A 14,319-nucleotide genomic window follows, 5' to 3' on the forward strand; every position below is an offset into this window, starting at 1 on the left:
CTAAAAAAAGTGGTAGAAGTCATTAGCAAAATTGCGGTTTCAGTAAGAACTGAGGGAGACATTCATTCCCGATTAGCATCAATATTATCTGATAAAACCCTCCTTTTGTCAATGGATGTTTGTTGTGAAAAGCAATTCATCTAACACTTATCTTTTCTACATAGTTATGGTAAAATTAATCTCATAAGAACTTATATGGGAATTGAGCGCCTTGAGGATAATTGGCATGAAAAGGGATGAAAGGACGATCCTTCTACTGTTTTACCAAGGGTAAGACAGTGAGTAGTGAGGAATCGAAGAGGAATAAAAAATGGTTGCATTTATGACGAGCGAAAAATGGCTGCAAAGTGAGCGTTTTTATTATGTGATCCTACCAATTCTCATGGTAGTTGGTCTGATTGCGTTATTAGGGTTCCTGATGGTTCTGCTTTATCGAGAAAACCGCAACCCAAAAGTGACGCTATTGCTTGGCGGCATAGTCGTTACGTGTCTATTAGGTTTTTTTATTGGGGATCAAGTGTATGGTGAATTCAAAACGTATAATGCGCTGATCACACCGAATATCCGAGATCGCGAAAAGATGTTTCTAGGCTATAAATATTACGAATCTGATACTACAGCAATTTATCAGCGCATCCAAAGCAATGAAGCGATTGAAACTTTAGGAATCTATCAAGCAATACCGGTGGAACGGGCGATTGAATTTCTTGGTTCTGCTCATAACTCCGTATATTTTAAAATGGGCGCCCAGGTTTACTATGCTCGCTATCAACCGACTTTTGTGGATGAGGAAACAACTGCTAAACTGCAGGGGGTTCAATACCATTTGACTGATCCTTCCTTTGAAACAATTGGTTTCTATTCCGAAACCAACAACTATTTAACGGCAATTACGATTCCAAAGTCCCAAGAAACCCTCGAATATCAATCCGTTGATTCTGTGATCCCGAAAGAATTTGGGAAAAGTCAAACCCAATGGGCGTTACCGAATAGGAATGAATAACGATAAAAAAACTACCTAAGTCACGAAAGAAAGCTCCCTCAAGAAGGAAACTTCCGTGCGCAGGTAGTTTTTTGCATGCTTGGTCAGAGAACATTGCTTTTCCTATGACTGATCAGGTAGTCCTCTTTCTTTTTGCGAGGCAATTTTTTGAAGGCGGCTTCTGCTTGAGTGGCTTTACTGCGAGTGGAAAAGCTTTCCGCATGGATCATTTGCAAGGGTCTGCGACTAGCGGGACGGGTATATTTTGCCCCGATCCCTTTGTTATGCTCTAATAAGCGGCGACTCAAATCGGTAGTATAGCCGCCGTAAAAGGATTGGTCGTTGCAACGTAAGACATAAAAGTAATGGTTGTCAGCAGCCATAGAGCATCGCCTTCACTTCTGGACTATAAGAGCCCGTTTCATCATAGGTAATGAGAGGAGAATCAATTTTAAACCCTTCCGCCTTACCATCCTTGATTCCTTCAATCAATAAAATATTGGCCTCTTTGCCTACTTTCGGATAGACGAAGCGGACTCGTTTTGGCGCGATTCGATGGGTGCGCATATGGTCCAAAATATCGAGAAAGCGATCCGGGCGATGAACCATCGCAAACCTTCCATTCATTTTTAACGCTTTACTGGCGGTTTGGATCACTTCATCTAAATTTGTGGTGATCTCGTGCCGGGCGATCGCTAAATAAGGATTCGGGTTTTTGATCGCCGTCGGTATATTTTTAAAGTAAGGCGGATTGCAGACCAAAAGATCGACGGAATCAGGTTTGATTTTTTGAAAGAGATTCTTCAAATCCATAGGATAGACCGTCAGCTGTTCTTGCAAGTCATTTAATTCGATACTGCGCTGCGCCATATCCGCTAAGCGTTCCTGCAATTCGACCTGATAAATATGAGCAGTCGTTTTTCTGCTGATAAATAAACCGACTGCGCCATTCCCTGCACAAAGGTCAACGATCACACCTCTTTTTGGTACTCTAGCGTAATTGGCTAATAAGACAGCATCTAATGAAAAAGAAAAAACTTCGGAACTCTGAATAATCTTGATGTCATCGGCATACAATTGGTCAATGCGTTCGTTCGGTTGCAACATGAAGCATACTCCTGTTCTAAATTCATTTCAATGTATTATACTACGATTAAGAATAATGGGAAACGCTAAAAAAGGCTTGTCATTTAAACCGTTTTTTTGCATACTTGAATAGGAGAGAAATAGAAAGGAAAATGAGTATGTTTTTTCGCTTTATGCGCGGTGTGGTTCGCGTAGTATTATTTTTGATCAACGGCAATGCTCGTTATCAAAACAAAGAGGTTTTACCTAAAAATGAAAACTATATTTTAGTGGCTCCTCACCGAACCTGGTGGGATCCATTGTACCTAGCAGTGGCTGCTCGGCCAAAGAAATTCAGTTTTATGGCGAAAGAAGAGCTGTTCAAAAACCCGATTTTACGGTTCATTTTGATTCATGCCAATGCTTTTCCAGTCAAACGGGACAAACCAGGACCGAGCGCGGTAAAGACGCCAGTCAAAATCTTGAAGGAAACCGATCTTAGCTTGATCATGTTCCCAAGTGGTACGAGACATGCAACGGCCTTAAAAGGTGGCATGGCGTTGATCGCGAAAATGGCCAAAGTCAAGATCGTTCCCTCTGTTTATCAAGGACCGCTGACATTAAAGGATTTATTTAAACGCAAGCGAGTGACTGTCCGTTTTGGGGAGCCAATCGATATCAGTGACATCAAAAAGATGGACAAAGAGGGCTTGGCGGAAGTGGAACGGCGCATACAAGGTGCATTTGACACACTGGATCAAGCGATCGATCCGTCATTTGTTTATCAAATCGATGAGTCCAAAAGAGAAGATTAATACCTAAGAAAAGCCGTTGATCCTTTTGTGATCAGCGGCTTTTTTCTAATGATTTAATCCAACAATTCGAAAGCAAATTTGGTCCATGGTTTCAAATATTCCAACAAAGGCAACTCCTCTTTTGGGATAGCACCGACTTTGTTTTTTCGGGCGTCTTGGTGAGGGGTCAAAACGATCTGCAATTCGTTTTTGTACTGACCAAAGGTATCATTGCCGATAACGATGTCCCCATAAGCAAACGGTTCTTGGTTTGTATGAGGGAGGTTTTCGATGGGACGGTATTTCACCCGTGATTGTGTGGACCGAGCGACTAACGCATTACTGTCACCGCGACGAAAATGATTGGTTTCAGCTAATATCCTCCGTTCGATTTCGCTGGCTTCTGCTTCTACGGAAACGCCAAAGGTCAGTTTGTAGCGATCGATCGTTGCCAGAGCTTTCAGTTCTGCATCCGACGCATAGGCATTGCCAACAATCACCGTATCGATCAACCCAGAAGCAAAAAGCAGCTTTCCTTGCAACGCCAAAGGTAAATCGCGACAAGATTCTAAGGTTGGCAGGCCATCATTGACTTCCCAAGGGCCAATTTTGGCTGATTGACTAGTGATGAAGGCGGCTGTTTTCAACCCATATTTTTTAAAACGTTGACTGCAGTTGCGGAAAAAAGCCTCCGTTAAGCCTGTGCCTCGTTGGGGGTAAAAATTGTGGCAGCCATATAAAAAAGGTTCATTGGCTTGATAAGAAAGGATATTTTCTAAATAGTTCACATCATTACTCATGTTTAATTCAATCGCCAAGCCGAATGGATTGAAGGTCAGTTGGGCTTCTTTGCTGCCATCAAACCCTTGATCCAAGCGGATACCGTCCGCACCTAATTCTGCAAAGAAGCTTAGATCGTCATAAGAGATCGCCAGATCACTAAAAACAGCTGGGGAAATATCTAAAATCGTTTCAAACCCAAGGTTCTTGGCAAACCCGATAATCGAAGAGAATTTTTTTCTGACGGTCTCTTTGCCTTCACTGACTTCTAGCATACTCATAAATAAGCGAGAGTAACCAAGGGCAGCAGCTTTTTTTAAATAGTCTTGATCCAGTAAAGGATCGCTATGGTCGGGGTAAATCGAAAGGCCAATTTCTCGTTTCAATGGTTTTCCCTCTTTCTAAAAAAATCGTACGAAGCACCTCTTAGTATCGAAAAATGCTGCTGTGGAGCGCTTCTTCCGATTGTCTTGATGGGTGCTTCGTCCGACCTTTATCAACAAATTATTGTGTGACTGGTTGATTTTCTTTTTCCAATTCGTTTTTGTCATAGATTTTTACGAATGGGTAATAGATCAGAATCGATAAAAGAATCAAAAGAACATTCAGCACGATCGCACGCCAATCGCCGCCAGTCGCTAAGAAAGCACCAATTGGTCCAGGCAATGTCCAAGGGGCATTGACCGTGACGGCATTGACTAAACCTGCTGAGGTGGCGACCCATGCAATGACACCATTGATTAAAGGCGCAATGATGAACGGTGGGATCAAGATTGGATTCAAGACGATCGGTGTACCGAAAATCAGTGGTTCGTTGATGTTGAAAATAGCTGGAATTAAGGCTGTTTTTCCTAGTTTTGAACCGAATTCCGATTTTGTGCGAAAAGCTAACAAAATAGCCAAACCAATCGTTGAACCAGCCCCACCAATCCAGATGAACCATTGATAAAATGGTTCGGCTGCAATATTGGGAATCATATCTCCCGATGCAAGCGCTGTTGTATTTCCTTCTAACAACTGTAACCATAATGGACGAGCCAGTGAACCAACGATAGAAGCACCATGGATCCCGAATGACCAGAAGAAGGTCGTCAAGAAGGTGATCAAAAGCACACTTGGCAAGGTATCTGCGGCACTGACTAAAGGATCGACGACTTTTGCCACGATCGTGTGCCAGTCAAAACCGATATAGTAAGTGATCGCGCCCATTCCTAAAATGATCACTAAAGTGGGAGTCAAGGCTTCAAAAGAGCGAGCAACTGCAGGTGGGACTTGTTCTGGCATCGTGATTTTGAATTTCGATTTGTCCGTTAACCGATAGATTTCAACGGCAAGAATCGAGGTGATGATCGCCACGAACATACCAGCACTCCCTAAATTGGCCATTGGCAAGACAAAACCGACCGTTCCAGCTGCATCCAACGCTTCTGCTGGGATATTGACCGGGGTGAAGGTCAGTAAGAAGGCGGTCGTTGCTAAGATCCCGCCTGAAAGACCATCAAGCTTATAAGAGCGAGAAAGACTGTATCCGATCCCGAATGCAGCATACAAGCTCATAATGTACATCGTCATTCGATAAGGCAATAAGATGGTTGTGGCATTGCTAGACAAGAATTGATAGATGCCCCAACTTTGAGGCAGCGGTGGAAAGGCTAAAATCATAAAGAACGAACTGACGATAATCAATGGCAATGTTGAAACGATCCCGTCACGAACCGCTCGCAAATGACGCTGGCTGCCAAGTTTTTCCATCGGTCCTGCCAGATGGCGTTCGATGAACTGAGTGAATTTATCTAACATGGTTTATCCTCCTAAGATGTTTTACATTTTTGTTTCCCATGGATTCGGAATGATTTTTCCTAAAATCACGCCTTGGGCTGCCCCGGTTGCTGCAGGGGCATTGTTGACACGGCTGTGAAGGGTTTCATTTCCTAAGATGGCGAAAGCCACCGCTTCTTTGGCATCGTTCGAACCGCCAATGTCATCTTGTGTTACAACGGCTACTGTTTCGGGTAAATAGCCTTTGATCATCTCAATCAGCAGATGGTTATGGGCGCCACCACCTGAAAGAATCACTTCAATATCATTTGTTCCCAACTGAGGGAAAATGAACCTTTGGTAACTGTCAGCAATGGAAAATGCGGTGAAATCGGTTAAAGTTCTCACCAAGTCTTCCGATGCTACTTGGGGATATTCGGTCATTAGCTGCTGCACAAAATGTTTGCCAAATTGTTCACGTCCAGTGCTTTTCGGCGGTTGCTGGGACAAATAAAAATGAGTTCTTAATTCCTTTTGCAAGGTGGGTATAATTGCTCCCGCTCGGGCTGTTTCACCAAACGCATCATAAGGCTGACCGAATAGCTGAACCATTAGTTCATCGATGACCATGTTTCCTGGACCTGTATCAAAAGCATATAATTCGCTTAAGCCACCATTTTTAGGCAGAACCGTAACGTTGCCGATGCCGCCAATATTTTGCAATAAGCGATTTTTATCGCCTGATTGATAAAGCAGATAGTCCGTATAAGGTACAAGGGGCGCTCCTTGCCCGCCAGCAGCCATATCCATCACTCGGAAATCGGCGACGACTTTCGTTTGTAAGCCATAAGCAATAATCGAAGGTTCGCCAATTTGCAAGGTGCTGTTATTCGCTGGATCAGCATCGGGGGAGTGCCAGATCGTTTGTCCGTGGCTGGCAACAAAATCAATGCTTTTTTCTTCAATACCGGCTTTTTGGCAGAGGATTTGACACGCTTTCAAAAATTGATACCCTAATTCAGTATTTAATTGGCAGATGAGGGGAACATTTGATTCCACCGGATCACAAGCAGTTTTTATTCGTTCCTTCAATTCTTCACCAATGGGCAGTGTGAGCATTTCCATCAGCTGGACGTCAGTTTCGGTACCGCAGCCGTTGATTTTTACTAAAGCAGCGTCGATTCCATCCAAACTGGTTCCTGACATGAGTCCTATTGCAAGCATATCTTTTCTCCTTTCTTTTAGAATAGTGATGAAAGCGATTGTTGAATTCGATTTCACACTCATTGTAAATGAAGTGTAATTATATTTCAAGATATAAATTTATAATTGAAAAAACATTTCAACATAATGATGTTAGGTGTTCGCTATTTTTATCAAAAATGGGTGGTAAATGAAATTTCGCTGGAAGAGAGATGTCTAACGATCAGGGAAAGTGGTATAATGATTGGAAGGATATTTTTTAAGAAGGTGAAGAAATGCGCTTTATACATACAGCTGATTGGCACATCGGAAAAAAACTACATGGCTATGATCTGCTGGAAGACCAACGAGCAATCATTGATCAAATCATAGCGCTAGCAAGAGCAGAAAAGGTCGATGCCATCGTCATTGCGGGGGACCTTTATGATCGTTCGGTTCCTGCTGTTGATGCAGTCAAATTACTAAATGAAAAAATCGCTGAAATCAATTTAACGAATGAACTGCCATTATTGGCTATCTCAGGAAATCATGATAGTCCAACTCGTTTAGAAACCGGCAGTCAGTGGTTTCAACAAACACGCTTTTACCTGTCCACCAGCATCGAACAAAGTTTGCACCCGGTTGAGTTTGACGATACACAATTCTTTTTACTACCGTATTTCGAACCCATCGAGGCCCGCTTGTTTTTTGATGAACCATTAATGAAGATTTCTGATAGTGTCCAAAGAGTCATTGAGGAGATGACCAAGAACTTTGACTCGTCCAAAAAGCAAGTGCTAGTGACCCATTTCTTTGTGGCGGGTTCTAGCCAAACAGATTCAGAAACAAAAATTCAAGTTGGCGGATTGGACAGCGTACCGACCACCGCTTTTGCGCCTTTTGATCGGGTTGTTTTAGGCCATTTACATGCCAATACGGCTCTCAAACACCCAAAGATCGGGTACAGCGGCTCACCACTGAAATTTTCCCTTTCTGAACGGACGAACCAAAAAGGGATCTATCTTATTGATACCGTAAAAGATACCAATGAATTTATTCCATTGACACCAAAAAGGGATATCCAGCAGCTGACGGCGTCCTTTGAGGAGTTGATCGATCCGGTTTTTTACCGTGATCTGGATCGTGAGGCGTTTTGGCATTTTCTGCTGACGGATCGTGCTGTGATTCCAAATATGATGAATCAGTTGCGAAAAATCTATCCATTTATTTTGTCTGTCGAACGGTTGAATGGACGAGAACAGACGAAAAAAAGACAGCTAACGACACGAGAAACCGACCCGCAGACCTTGATCAGTCATTTTTTTCAAGAAATGACGGGAGATTCATTGCTCGATTCACAAACCAAATGGATCGAACAAGGATTAAATGAAGCATTTGTCGTGGAAAAGAGGGAATAGTCATGCAACCGAAGTCTTTACAAATGAAAAATTTTGGTCCATTCATTGATGAAAAATTGGATTTTAGTCAGCTGCAAGCTGGCGGGTTGTTTTTGATCAGCGGTAAAACTGGTGCAGGAAAAACGACGATTTTCGATGGAATGACGTTTGCCTTGTTCGGTGAAACATCGGGGAATCTGCGCTCAGGCAAAGAAATGCGATCGATGTTTGCTTCACCAACCGAAGAGACCAGCGTCACCTTTACTTTTGAACATCAGCGTTTTACTTACCAGATCCAACGGAAACCGGAACAGACCTTAGCAAAAAAACGTGGTGACGGGGTCACCAACCAAACGGCAAAAGTCCAGCTGACAATTTTTGACGCCGAGGGCAAAGAGAAAAAGCAGATCAGTAAACGGACAGAGGTTGATGCATTTATCAAGGATCTGCTGCAGCTGGATGCCAAACAGTTTTTTCAAATCATGATGTTGCCGCAAGGAGAATTTCGTAATTTTTTGATTGCCAGCAGCAATGAGAAAGAACGCGTTTTACGGAATTTATTTGGCACGGAAATGTATCAACAATTTAATGAATGGTTGAAAGAGCAAGTCAAAGCACAAAGTAAAAAGCTTGAGCATCAGCAGCTGCTCGCCTCGCAAATCATGGAGCGCTTTGAATGGGAAGAAGCGCAGGAGGTTTTAACGGTTGCGGAAGGTCTTACTTTGTGGGCGCAGGATTTAGAAAAACAACAGGCGCAGCTTCAGCAGTTATTGCACAAAAAAGACCAAGCGATCCAAGAAATGAAAGCTGCGCAAGACGCTTTTTACCGTGCAAAAGAAATTGAAAATGCACGGATCGAATGGCAAGGTCTACAAGAAAAAGCCCGAGAGCTGCATGCTAAAAAAACCGAGATCGCTCAGAAAAAAGCCCAGTTGAACCAGTTGGTGTGGGCGCTTGAACATCAAGAAATCATGCAGCAAAAAGAAGAACGAGTGAAAGAAGCACAGCAAGCTACTCAGCAAATCAACGAAACAAAGCAGCAGCTGCAAGAAATTCAGCAGCAACAAGTAAGCTGGCAAGACCAACGAGCGTTGATTGACGGCATCAAGAAAAAACAGGAAGCTGCTAGTCAAAAAGTTCAACGAATCCAGCAGCAGATCCCGCTAGCACAGCGCACACAAGCGCAGCAAGAAGAAGTGGTGCAACTTGAAAAAGCCGCACAAAAACAGACCACCGAATTAACGAAGATAAACCAAGCGCAAGCAAGTGCCAAAGCGCAAGCGCAGCATCTGGCAGAAGAAATCGAAGCATTGCGAGGGTTTCAAGCAGAAGCGGTGAAATTAGTAGAAACGCAGGCTCTGGTAGAAAAATGGCAGCAAGCAAAAGCGCAGTTTCGTGAAGCCGAGCAAAAAGCAGGGGAACAGCAACAAATTCATTCGGAGTTGGTTCTTGAAAAACAGCAATTAGCAGCATCCTTGCTGGAGCTGCAAAAAACGTTAAAACAAGAAACCAGTCAAAATGCTCGAATGCAAATTGCTCGGCTTCGTCTTTTGCTGGAAGAAAATGAACCCTGTCCGGTTTGCGGATCATTGGATCATCCGAATACACAGGAGCACACGACCTATCGCATCGAAGACATCATTGCCAGTGAACAAAGACTTGAGCAAACACAAGAAAAATTGACGAAGATCCAGCAGCAAGTATCGGCAAATCAAACGCTGCAGGAGCAAGCCACATTGCGAATCAGCGAATGGCAAGCCACCAGTGTTGCTGCGCAGAAGCAAGTGGCATTCGCTTGGACTGCAGTTCAACAGGCATTTGCTGCCTTGCAGCCGATAGAAAACCAAGAGACGATTACCGAGGAAACGGCGGTAGCGGAACTAAAGAAACGGCAATCTTTCAATCAACAAAAAGCCGCTTCTTATGAAGACGCGCAGAAGAAACATCAGGCAGTAAATGAGAAATTAGCAACGTTAAATGAGTCCTATCAGCAAGTCAGTGAGCAAGCGAAAAAAGCCCAAGAAGCGCGCCAGCTTGCGGAGGGGAAATTGGCTTCTTTACAGGAACAACTTGCAGGCGCAACGTATGAACAATTACAAGCCGATTTAGCAAAAACCAATGGTTTACTGAGGGAATATACGCAACAAATTGAGGCTGATGCCCGACAAGAAGCGCAGCTAAACGAACAGCAAGCGATTCTTTCAGAGAAGCTGAAAAATCTGCAGCAATTTTTTGAACAAAAGCAAGCGGCTAAGACAAAAGCAGAACAACGACTGACGCAGCGACTTCAAGAAGCTGGTATGACTGAGGAAACGATGCGGGAATTGATTGCCCAAGCCGCTCAAACAACCGTTCTCTCAGAAGAAATCAAAACCTATGAGCAAGAAACGGTGTTTGTTCAGCAACGGCTAGCATTGTTAGATGCACAGTTAAAAGAGCAAGCTGCGATTGATTTAAACCAATTGGAAGCTGACTACCTTCAGTTGCAGACCGTGATGGAGGAACTACAGCAAGAAACAGTTCGCAAACAGGAGAAAGTCAACGGCAATCAACGGTTGTTTGACGAGCTGCAGGTCATTTATCAGCAAAATGTCGAAGAACTGGCCCAATTAGGCCAACTTCAGCAGTTGGCAGAAACCATCAACGGCGAAAACGTCAAAAAAACCAGCTTGGAACGGTATGTACTGCAGCAATTTCTGACAGAGATCTTAGAAGTCGCCAATGAACGCTTGGCTCGGTTGACTCGTGGCCGCTATCAATTTGAATTAGCGGATAAAGTTGGGAGCTATCGAAGCTCAACAGGCTTAGAAATTGACATCTATGACGATAATGCTGGTCAAGTCAGAAGAGCACATACACTGTCAGGCGGTGAAAGCTTTATTGCAGCCTTAGCGTTAGCAATCTCTTTAGCAGATGTGATCCAGCAACGAGCTGGCGGGATTGAGATCGAAGCACTTTTCATCGATGAAGGGTTTGGCTCGCTTGATGAAGAATCATTAGAAATGGCGATGGAAGCATTAGAAATGATCGAAAATGAAGGGCGCATGATTGGGATCATCAGTCATGTTCGAGAACTGCGGGCAAGGATCCTGCAGCAAGTTTTCGTAGAAACCAACGGCAGCGGGCAAAGCCGGATCCGAATAAAAGAATAAGGAGAGGAGGGCTCTTATGAAGTGGAGTATTCCAGAAAAAGTAATCGAGCGGGGGAGAACGTATCTTAATGAAGGCCGTGTCCTGTCTGTCACCCCGGATAAAGAAAAAAATGTGTGGCATGCAGAAGTACTCGGAACAGAATTGTATTTAGTTACTTTGGATGCTACTGCCAAAGAAGTGGATTATTGCCAATGTCCCTATTGGGAAGAACATCATTATTGCAAACATACGGTGGCCGTCGAACTCTATTTACGCCAACAAGGAAAAACACGGAAAATCAATGAACAAACCCCCATCAAAAAAGCCTTTTCTGCTTCAGAGATGTTTTCCAATGGTTTTGCTCGCTTAGACAGCGAAAAGGAAGCGAGTAAACCATTACAGATTGAATTTCGGGTAGATACGATTGCGACAAATCCTTATCACCAAGAGATGGATATTTTAGGGGTCTCTTTGAAGGTCGGGCATCGCGGCACGGCCAGGACCTATGTCGTCAAAAACATTTATAAATTTTTACAGATGTATCAAGAGAACAAGCACTATGCGGCCAATAAGCAACAGACCTTTTTGCTTTCTGCGGATGCCTTTGATGAGAAAAATCGAGCTTTATTGAATCGATTGACAGGAATCGCGCAAACCCAACAATTAATGGGGCAAGCGGGCATTCAAATCAATGGCAAACTTGATAAAAAATACTTGCTTCTGCCCGTTGAATTCGGCAAGGAACTGCTATTGCAATTCAATGATGTCTACACGCAAATCACCATTGGTGAAACCAAGGTCAGCCAAGTAGACTTCCAATCGGGGGAACCATTGACGTTTTCAGTTACAAAAGAAGCGGATCATTTTCCGCTGCAGTTCGTAAAAGACTTCGACCACTTACTTAGTTATTATAACTGGGGGCTGTTGGACGGAACATTTTATGAATTGACTGTCGAGCAAAAGGAGATCTATGTCACGATGCAGCAGCTGTTTAAACGTTTTGAACAGCCAATCATTGATTATCCAAAAGAAGAGCTGGCGAATCTCTTTATGAAAGTTTTGCCTTATTTGCGAAAAATTGGGCGTGTCCAAGTGGCTCCTGAGGTTCAAAATGACATCGAAGAATCTGAATTGAAAGCAGTTTTCTCCTTGCGGAAAATCAAAGGTCAAGTAGATCTACAAGTTGATTTTACTTATGGAGAAGTCGTTTTTTCAAGTGATGAAAAACATCAATACATGCCAGAAAATCATCCAGAGATTTTACGTGATTTCCAACAAGAAGCACGGATCGAAGCCATTATTGAAACCTTTGGCTATCAAGCCAGCAGCAAAAATTGGCAAAAAAATCTACCGCTAGGTGAGCAACTCTATACCTTTTTTACGAGAGAGATCCCGGTCTTGAGACAATTAGGGGAAGTGCGGATCGGCAAGAAGCTGAGGGAACTCTACCTTGATGCCCAGCATCATCGACCAGAAATCGTGATTGAAGAGAATGGTTCTTGGTTGGATATCAAGTTTGATGTTAGCGGCATTCAAGAATCAGAGATCAACGATGTTTTGCGGAGTCTGTTGCAATCTGCGCAATTTTATACCACAGAAAATGGGCAAGTTCTTTCGCTGGAGTCGGAAGAGTTTCAAGAAGCAAGTGCTGCCCTCAAAAAATTACGGCTATCGTTAGATACGAAAAACGGGGCAATCCAAGTCCCATTGAATCAAGGGCTATTACTGCAAGAACAGTTTGCCGATCAAGCGAGTTTTAGTACAGGCTTTCAGCAAATGACGGAAGATTTGATCCATCCAGAAAACTTTGAGGCACAGTTGCCAGACAACTTGCATGCTGAGTTGCGGCAGTACCAAGAAGTTGGCTTTCGTTGGCTAAAAATGTTGAGCCATTATCAATTTGGCGGCATTCTTGCTGATGAAATGGGGTTAGGGAAGACCGTCCAAACCATTAGCTATTTGCTTTCTGAGAAACAAGAGCATCAAAAATTGAATGCGTTGATCGTGGCGCCAGCCAGTCTAACATTCAACTGGCAGCAAGAAATCAAACGGTTCGCACCTTCAATTTCAGCGACTGTCATCAGTGGAACGAAAGAAGAGCGAGAAGCGCAGATGGCGCAATCAGCGGACGTCCGAATTACTTCTTATGCAAGCTTGCGTCAGGACATTGATGCCTATCAAGCACTAGAGCTATCGTGTTTGATTTTAGATGAAGCACAGATGGTCAAAAACAGCGCGACCAAAACGGCACAGGCATTGCGATCCTTGGAAGTTCCGCAGCGGTTCGCCCTCAGTGGCACACCGATCGAGAACAATTTAGAAGAATTGTGGTCCTTGTTCCAAATGATTATGCCAGGCTTTTTCCCCAACAAGCAGAAATTTAAGGAACTATCTACACAGGAAATTGCAAAAATGATCAAACCCTTCATTTTGCGAAGAGATAAAAAATCTGTGTTACATGATTTGCCGCAAAAGCTGGAAACAAATTATTACAGTGTCCTAACAGAGGAACAAAAGAAAATTTATTTGGCGTATTTGCGACAAATGCGAGAAGAAATCGCGCAAATGGATTCTACGTCTTTCCGCAAAAATCGGATCAGTATTTTGGCTGGCTTGACTCGTCTACGGCAAATCTGCTGTGACCCTCGATTATTCGTGGAGGACTACGGAGGGTCTTCTGGGAAACTTGAACAGGTCAAAGATTTACTCTTAGCAGCCAAAGAAAATGGCCGTCGTGTCCTGCTATTTTCTCAGTTCACCAGTATGCTTTCGATCATTGAAGAAGAATTAGCCCAGGAAGGGTTTGAATCCTTCTATTTGCGTGGCAGCACACCGCCGCAAGATCGTTTGACGATGGTCAATGCTTTTAATAGTGGCGAAAAAGATGTCTTCTTGATCTCATTAAAAGCAGGAGGAACTGGACTAAATCTGACTGGTGCAGATACAGTGATTTTATACGATTTATGGTGGAACCCGGCAGTGGAAGAACAAGCCGCTGGACGAGCCCATCGGATCGGTCAAAAAAATGTAGTCGAAGTCTGGCGAATGATCGCCGAAGGAACCATTGAAGAACGAATGGATGCATTGCAACAAGAAAAGCGTGAGCTTTTCCAAAAAGTGATTCAAGGCAATGAAACCCAGCTTCAACAAATGACCGAAGAAGATATTCGCTTAATTTTGAGTATCGGCGAAGAAAATTAAGCATTCAAAAAAACATGGACCCGCTTGA

The 14,319-nt window shown here is 43.4% G+C and carries 10 protein-coding genes and 1 riboswitch; of the genes, 5 read left to right on the plus strand and 5 right to left on the minus strand.

Features of this window, described 5'->3' with window-relative positions; genetic code table 11:
* Window positions 1-6: 6 nt before the first annotated feature.
* A riboswitch (Fluoride riboswitch) is annotated at window positions 7-79 on the minus strand.
* A 231-nt stretch (window positions 80-310) separates the two neighbouring features.
* The gene (locus IGJ42_RS06015) at window positions 311-1,003 is read left to right on the plus strand and encodes a hypothetical protein (protein ID WP_005236777.1); all 693 of its coding nucleotides are present in this window, start codon (window positions 311-313) and stop codon (window positions 1,001-1,003) included.
* Window positions 1,004-1,086: 83 nt separating this feature from the next.
* Here IGJ42_RS06015 and IGJ42_RS06020 read toward each other — a convergent pair whose 3' ends face one another.
* Window positions 1,087-1,365 (minus strand): GIY-YIG nuclease family protein, encoded by a 279-nt coding sequence (locus IGJ42_RS06020; RefSeq protein WP_005236776.1) that lies wholly within the window; start codon window positions 1,363-1,365, stop codon window positions 1,087-1,089.
* Complete coding sequence (locus IGJ42_RS06025; protein ID WP_005236774.1) at window positions 1,355-2,089, minus strand: tRNA1(Val) (adenine(37)-N6)-methyltransferase; 735 nt, start codon at window positions 2,087-2,089, stop codon at window positions 1,355-1,357. Before IGJ42_RS06025 ends, IGJ42_RS06020 begins: the two co-directional genes overlap by 11 nt.
* 137 nt (window positions 2,090-2,226) lie before the next feature.
* On the opposite strand from IGJ42_RS06025, the gene IGJ42_RS06030 reads away from it, so the two are divergent.
* Window positions 2,227-2,862, plus strand: a complete 636-nt coding sequence (locus IGJ42_RS06030; protein ID WP_005229679.1) for a lysophospholipid acyltransferase family protein — start codon at window positions 2,227-2,229, stop codon at window positions 2,860-2,862.
* Between the two features lie 53 nt (window positions 2,863-2,915).
* Here the strand turns inward: IGJ42_RS06030 and IGJ42_RS06035 are convergent, their stop codons facing one another.
* The 3 genes from IGJ42_RS06035 to anmK form a co-directional block, all read right to left on the minus strand.
* Window positions 2,916-4,007, minus strand: coding sequence for a DUF871 domain-containing protein (locus tag IGJ42_RS06035; RefSeq protein ID WP_086332236.1), 1,092 nt, complete (start codon window positions 4,005-4,007; stop codon window positions 2,916-2,918).
* Window positions 4,008-4,125: 118 nt separating this feature from the next.
* Window positions 4,126-5,421, minus strand: coding sequence for a PTS sugar transporter subunit IIC (locus IGJ42_RS06040; RefSeq protein WP_008379718.1), 1,296 nt, complete (start codon window positions 5,419-5,421; stop codon window positions 4,126-4,128).
* A gap of 21 nt (window positions 5,422-5,442) precedes the next feature.
* A complete protein-coding gene (gene anmK, locus IGJ42_RS06045; protein ID WP_086332237.1) occupies window positions 5,443-6,603 on the minus strand; it encodes an anhydro-N-acetylmuramic acid kinase AnmK in 1,161 nt (386 codons plus the stop codon).
* A 254-nt stretch (window positions 6,604-6,857) separates the two neighbouring features.
* Here anmK and IGJ42_RS06050 point away from each other — a divergent pair, with 254 nt between their 5' ends.
* Genes IGJ42_RS06050 through IGJ42_RS06060 form a run of 3 tightly spaced genes read left to right on the plus strand, consistent with a single transcriptional unit; the run spans window position 6,858 to window position 14,291 of the window.
* On the plus strand, window positions 6,858-7,979 hold the full coding sequence (locus IGJ42_RS06050) for an exonuclease SbcCD subunit D (protein ID WP_005236763.1): 1,122 nt from the start codon (window positions 6,858-6,860) through the stop codon (window positions 7,977-7,979).
* A gap of 2 nt (window positions 7,980-7,981) precedes the next feature.
* Window positions 7,982-11,110, plus strand: coding sequence for an AAA family ATPase (locus IGJ42_RS06055; protein WP_086332238.1), 3,129 nt, complete (start codon window positions 7,982-7,984; stop codon window positions 11,108-11,110).
* Between the two features lie 16 nt (window positions 11,111-11,126).
* The gene (locus IGJ42_RS06060; RefSeq protein ID WP_086332239.1) at window positions 11,127-14,291 is read left to right on the plus strand and encodes a DEAD/DEAH box helicase; all 3,165 of its coding nucleotides are present in this window, start codon (window positions 11,127-11,129) and stop codon (window positions 14,289-14,291) included.
* Window positions 14,292-14,319: the final 28 nt, after the last annotated feature.

It is taken from the genome of Enterococcus sp. DIV1067f (assembly GCF_050543505.1).
Lineage (GTDB): Bacteria > Bacillota > Bacilli > Lactobacillales > Enterococcaceae > Enterococcus_D > Enterococcus_D entomosocium.

What these genes read in the sequence shown, in the direction of transcription:
- IGJ42_RS06015 (WP_005236777.1), top strand. Translation starts at nt 311, where the DNA reads ATGGTTGCATTTATGACGAGCGAAAAATGGCTGCAAAGTGAGCGTTTT.
- IGJ42_RS06020 (WP_005236776.1), bottom strand. Translation starts at nt 1,365, where the DNA reads ATGGCTGCTGACAACCATTACTTTTATGTCTTACGTTGCAACGACCAA.
- IGJ42_RS06025 (WP_005236774.1), bottom strand. Translation starts at nt 2,089, where the DNA reads ATGTTGCAACCGAACGAACGCATTGACCAATTGTATGCCGATGACATC.
- IGJ42_RS06030 (WP_005229679.1), top strand. Translation starts at nt 2,227, where the DNA reads ATGTTTTTTCGCTTTATGCGCGGTGTGGTTCGCGTAGTATTATTTTTG.
- IGJ42_RS06040 (WP_008379718.1), bottom strand. Translation starts at nt 5,421, where the DNA reads ATGTTAGATAAATTCACTCAGTTCATCGAACGCCATCTGGCAGGACCG.
- anmK (WP_086332237.1), bottom strand. Translation starts at nt 6,603, where the DNA reads ATGCTTGCAATAGGACTCATGTCAGGAACCAGTTTGGATGGAATCGAC.
- IGJ42_RS06050 (WP_005236763.1), top strand. Translation starts at nt 6,858, where the DNA reads ATGCGCTTTATACATACAGCTGATTGGCACATCGGAAAAAAACTACAT.
- IGJ42_RS06055 (WP_086332238.1), top strand. Translation starts at nt 7,982, where the DNA reads ATGCAACCGAAGTCTTTACAAATGAAAAATTTTGGTCCATTCATTGAT.
- IGJ42_RS06060 (WP_086332239.1), top strand. Translation starts at nt 11,127, where the DNA reads ATGAAGTGGAGTATTCCAGAAAAAGTAATCGAGCGGGGGAGAACGTAT.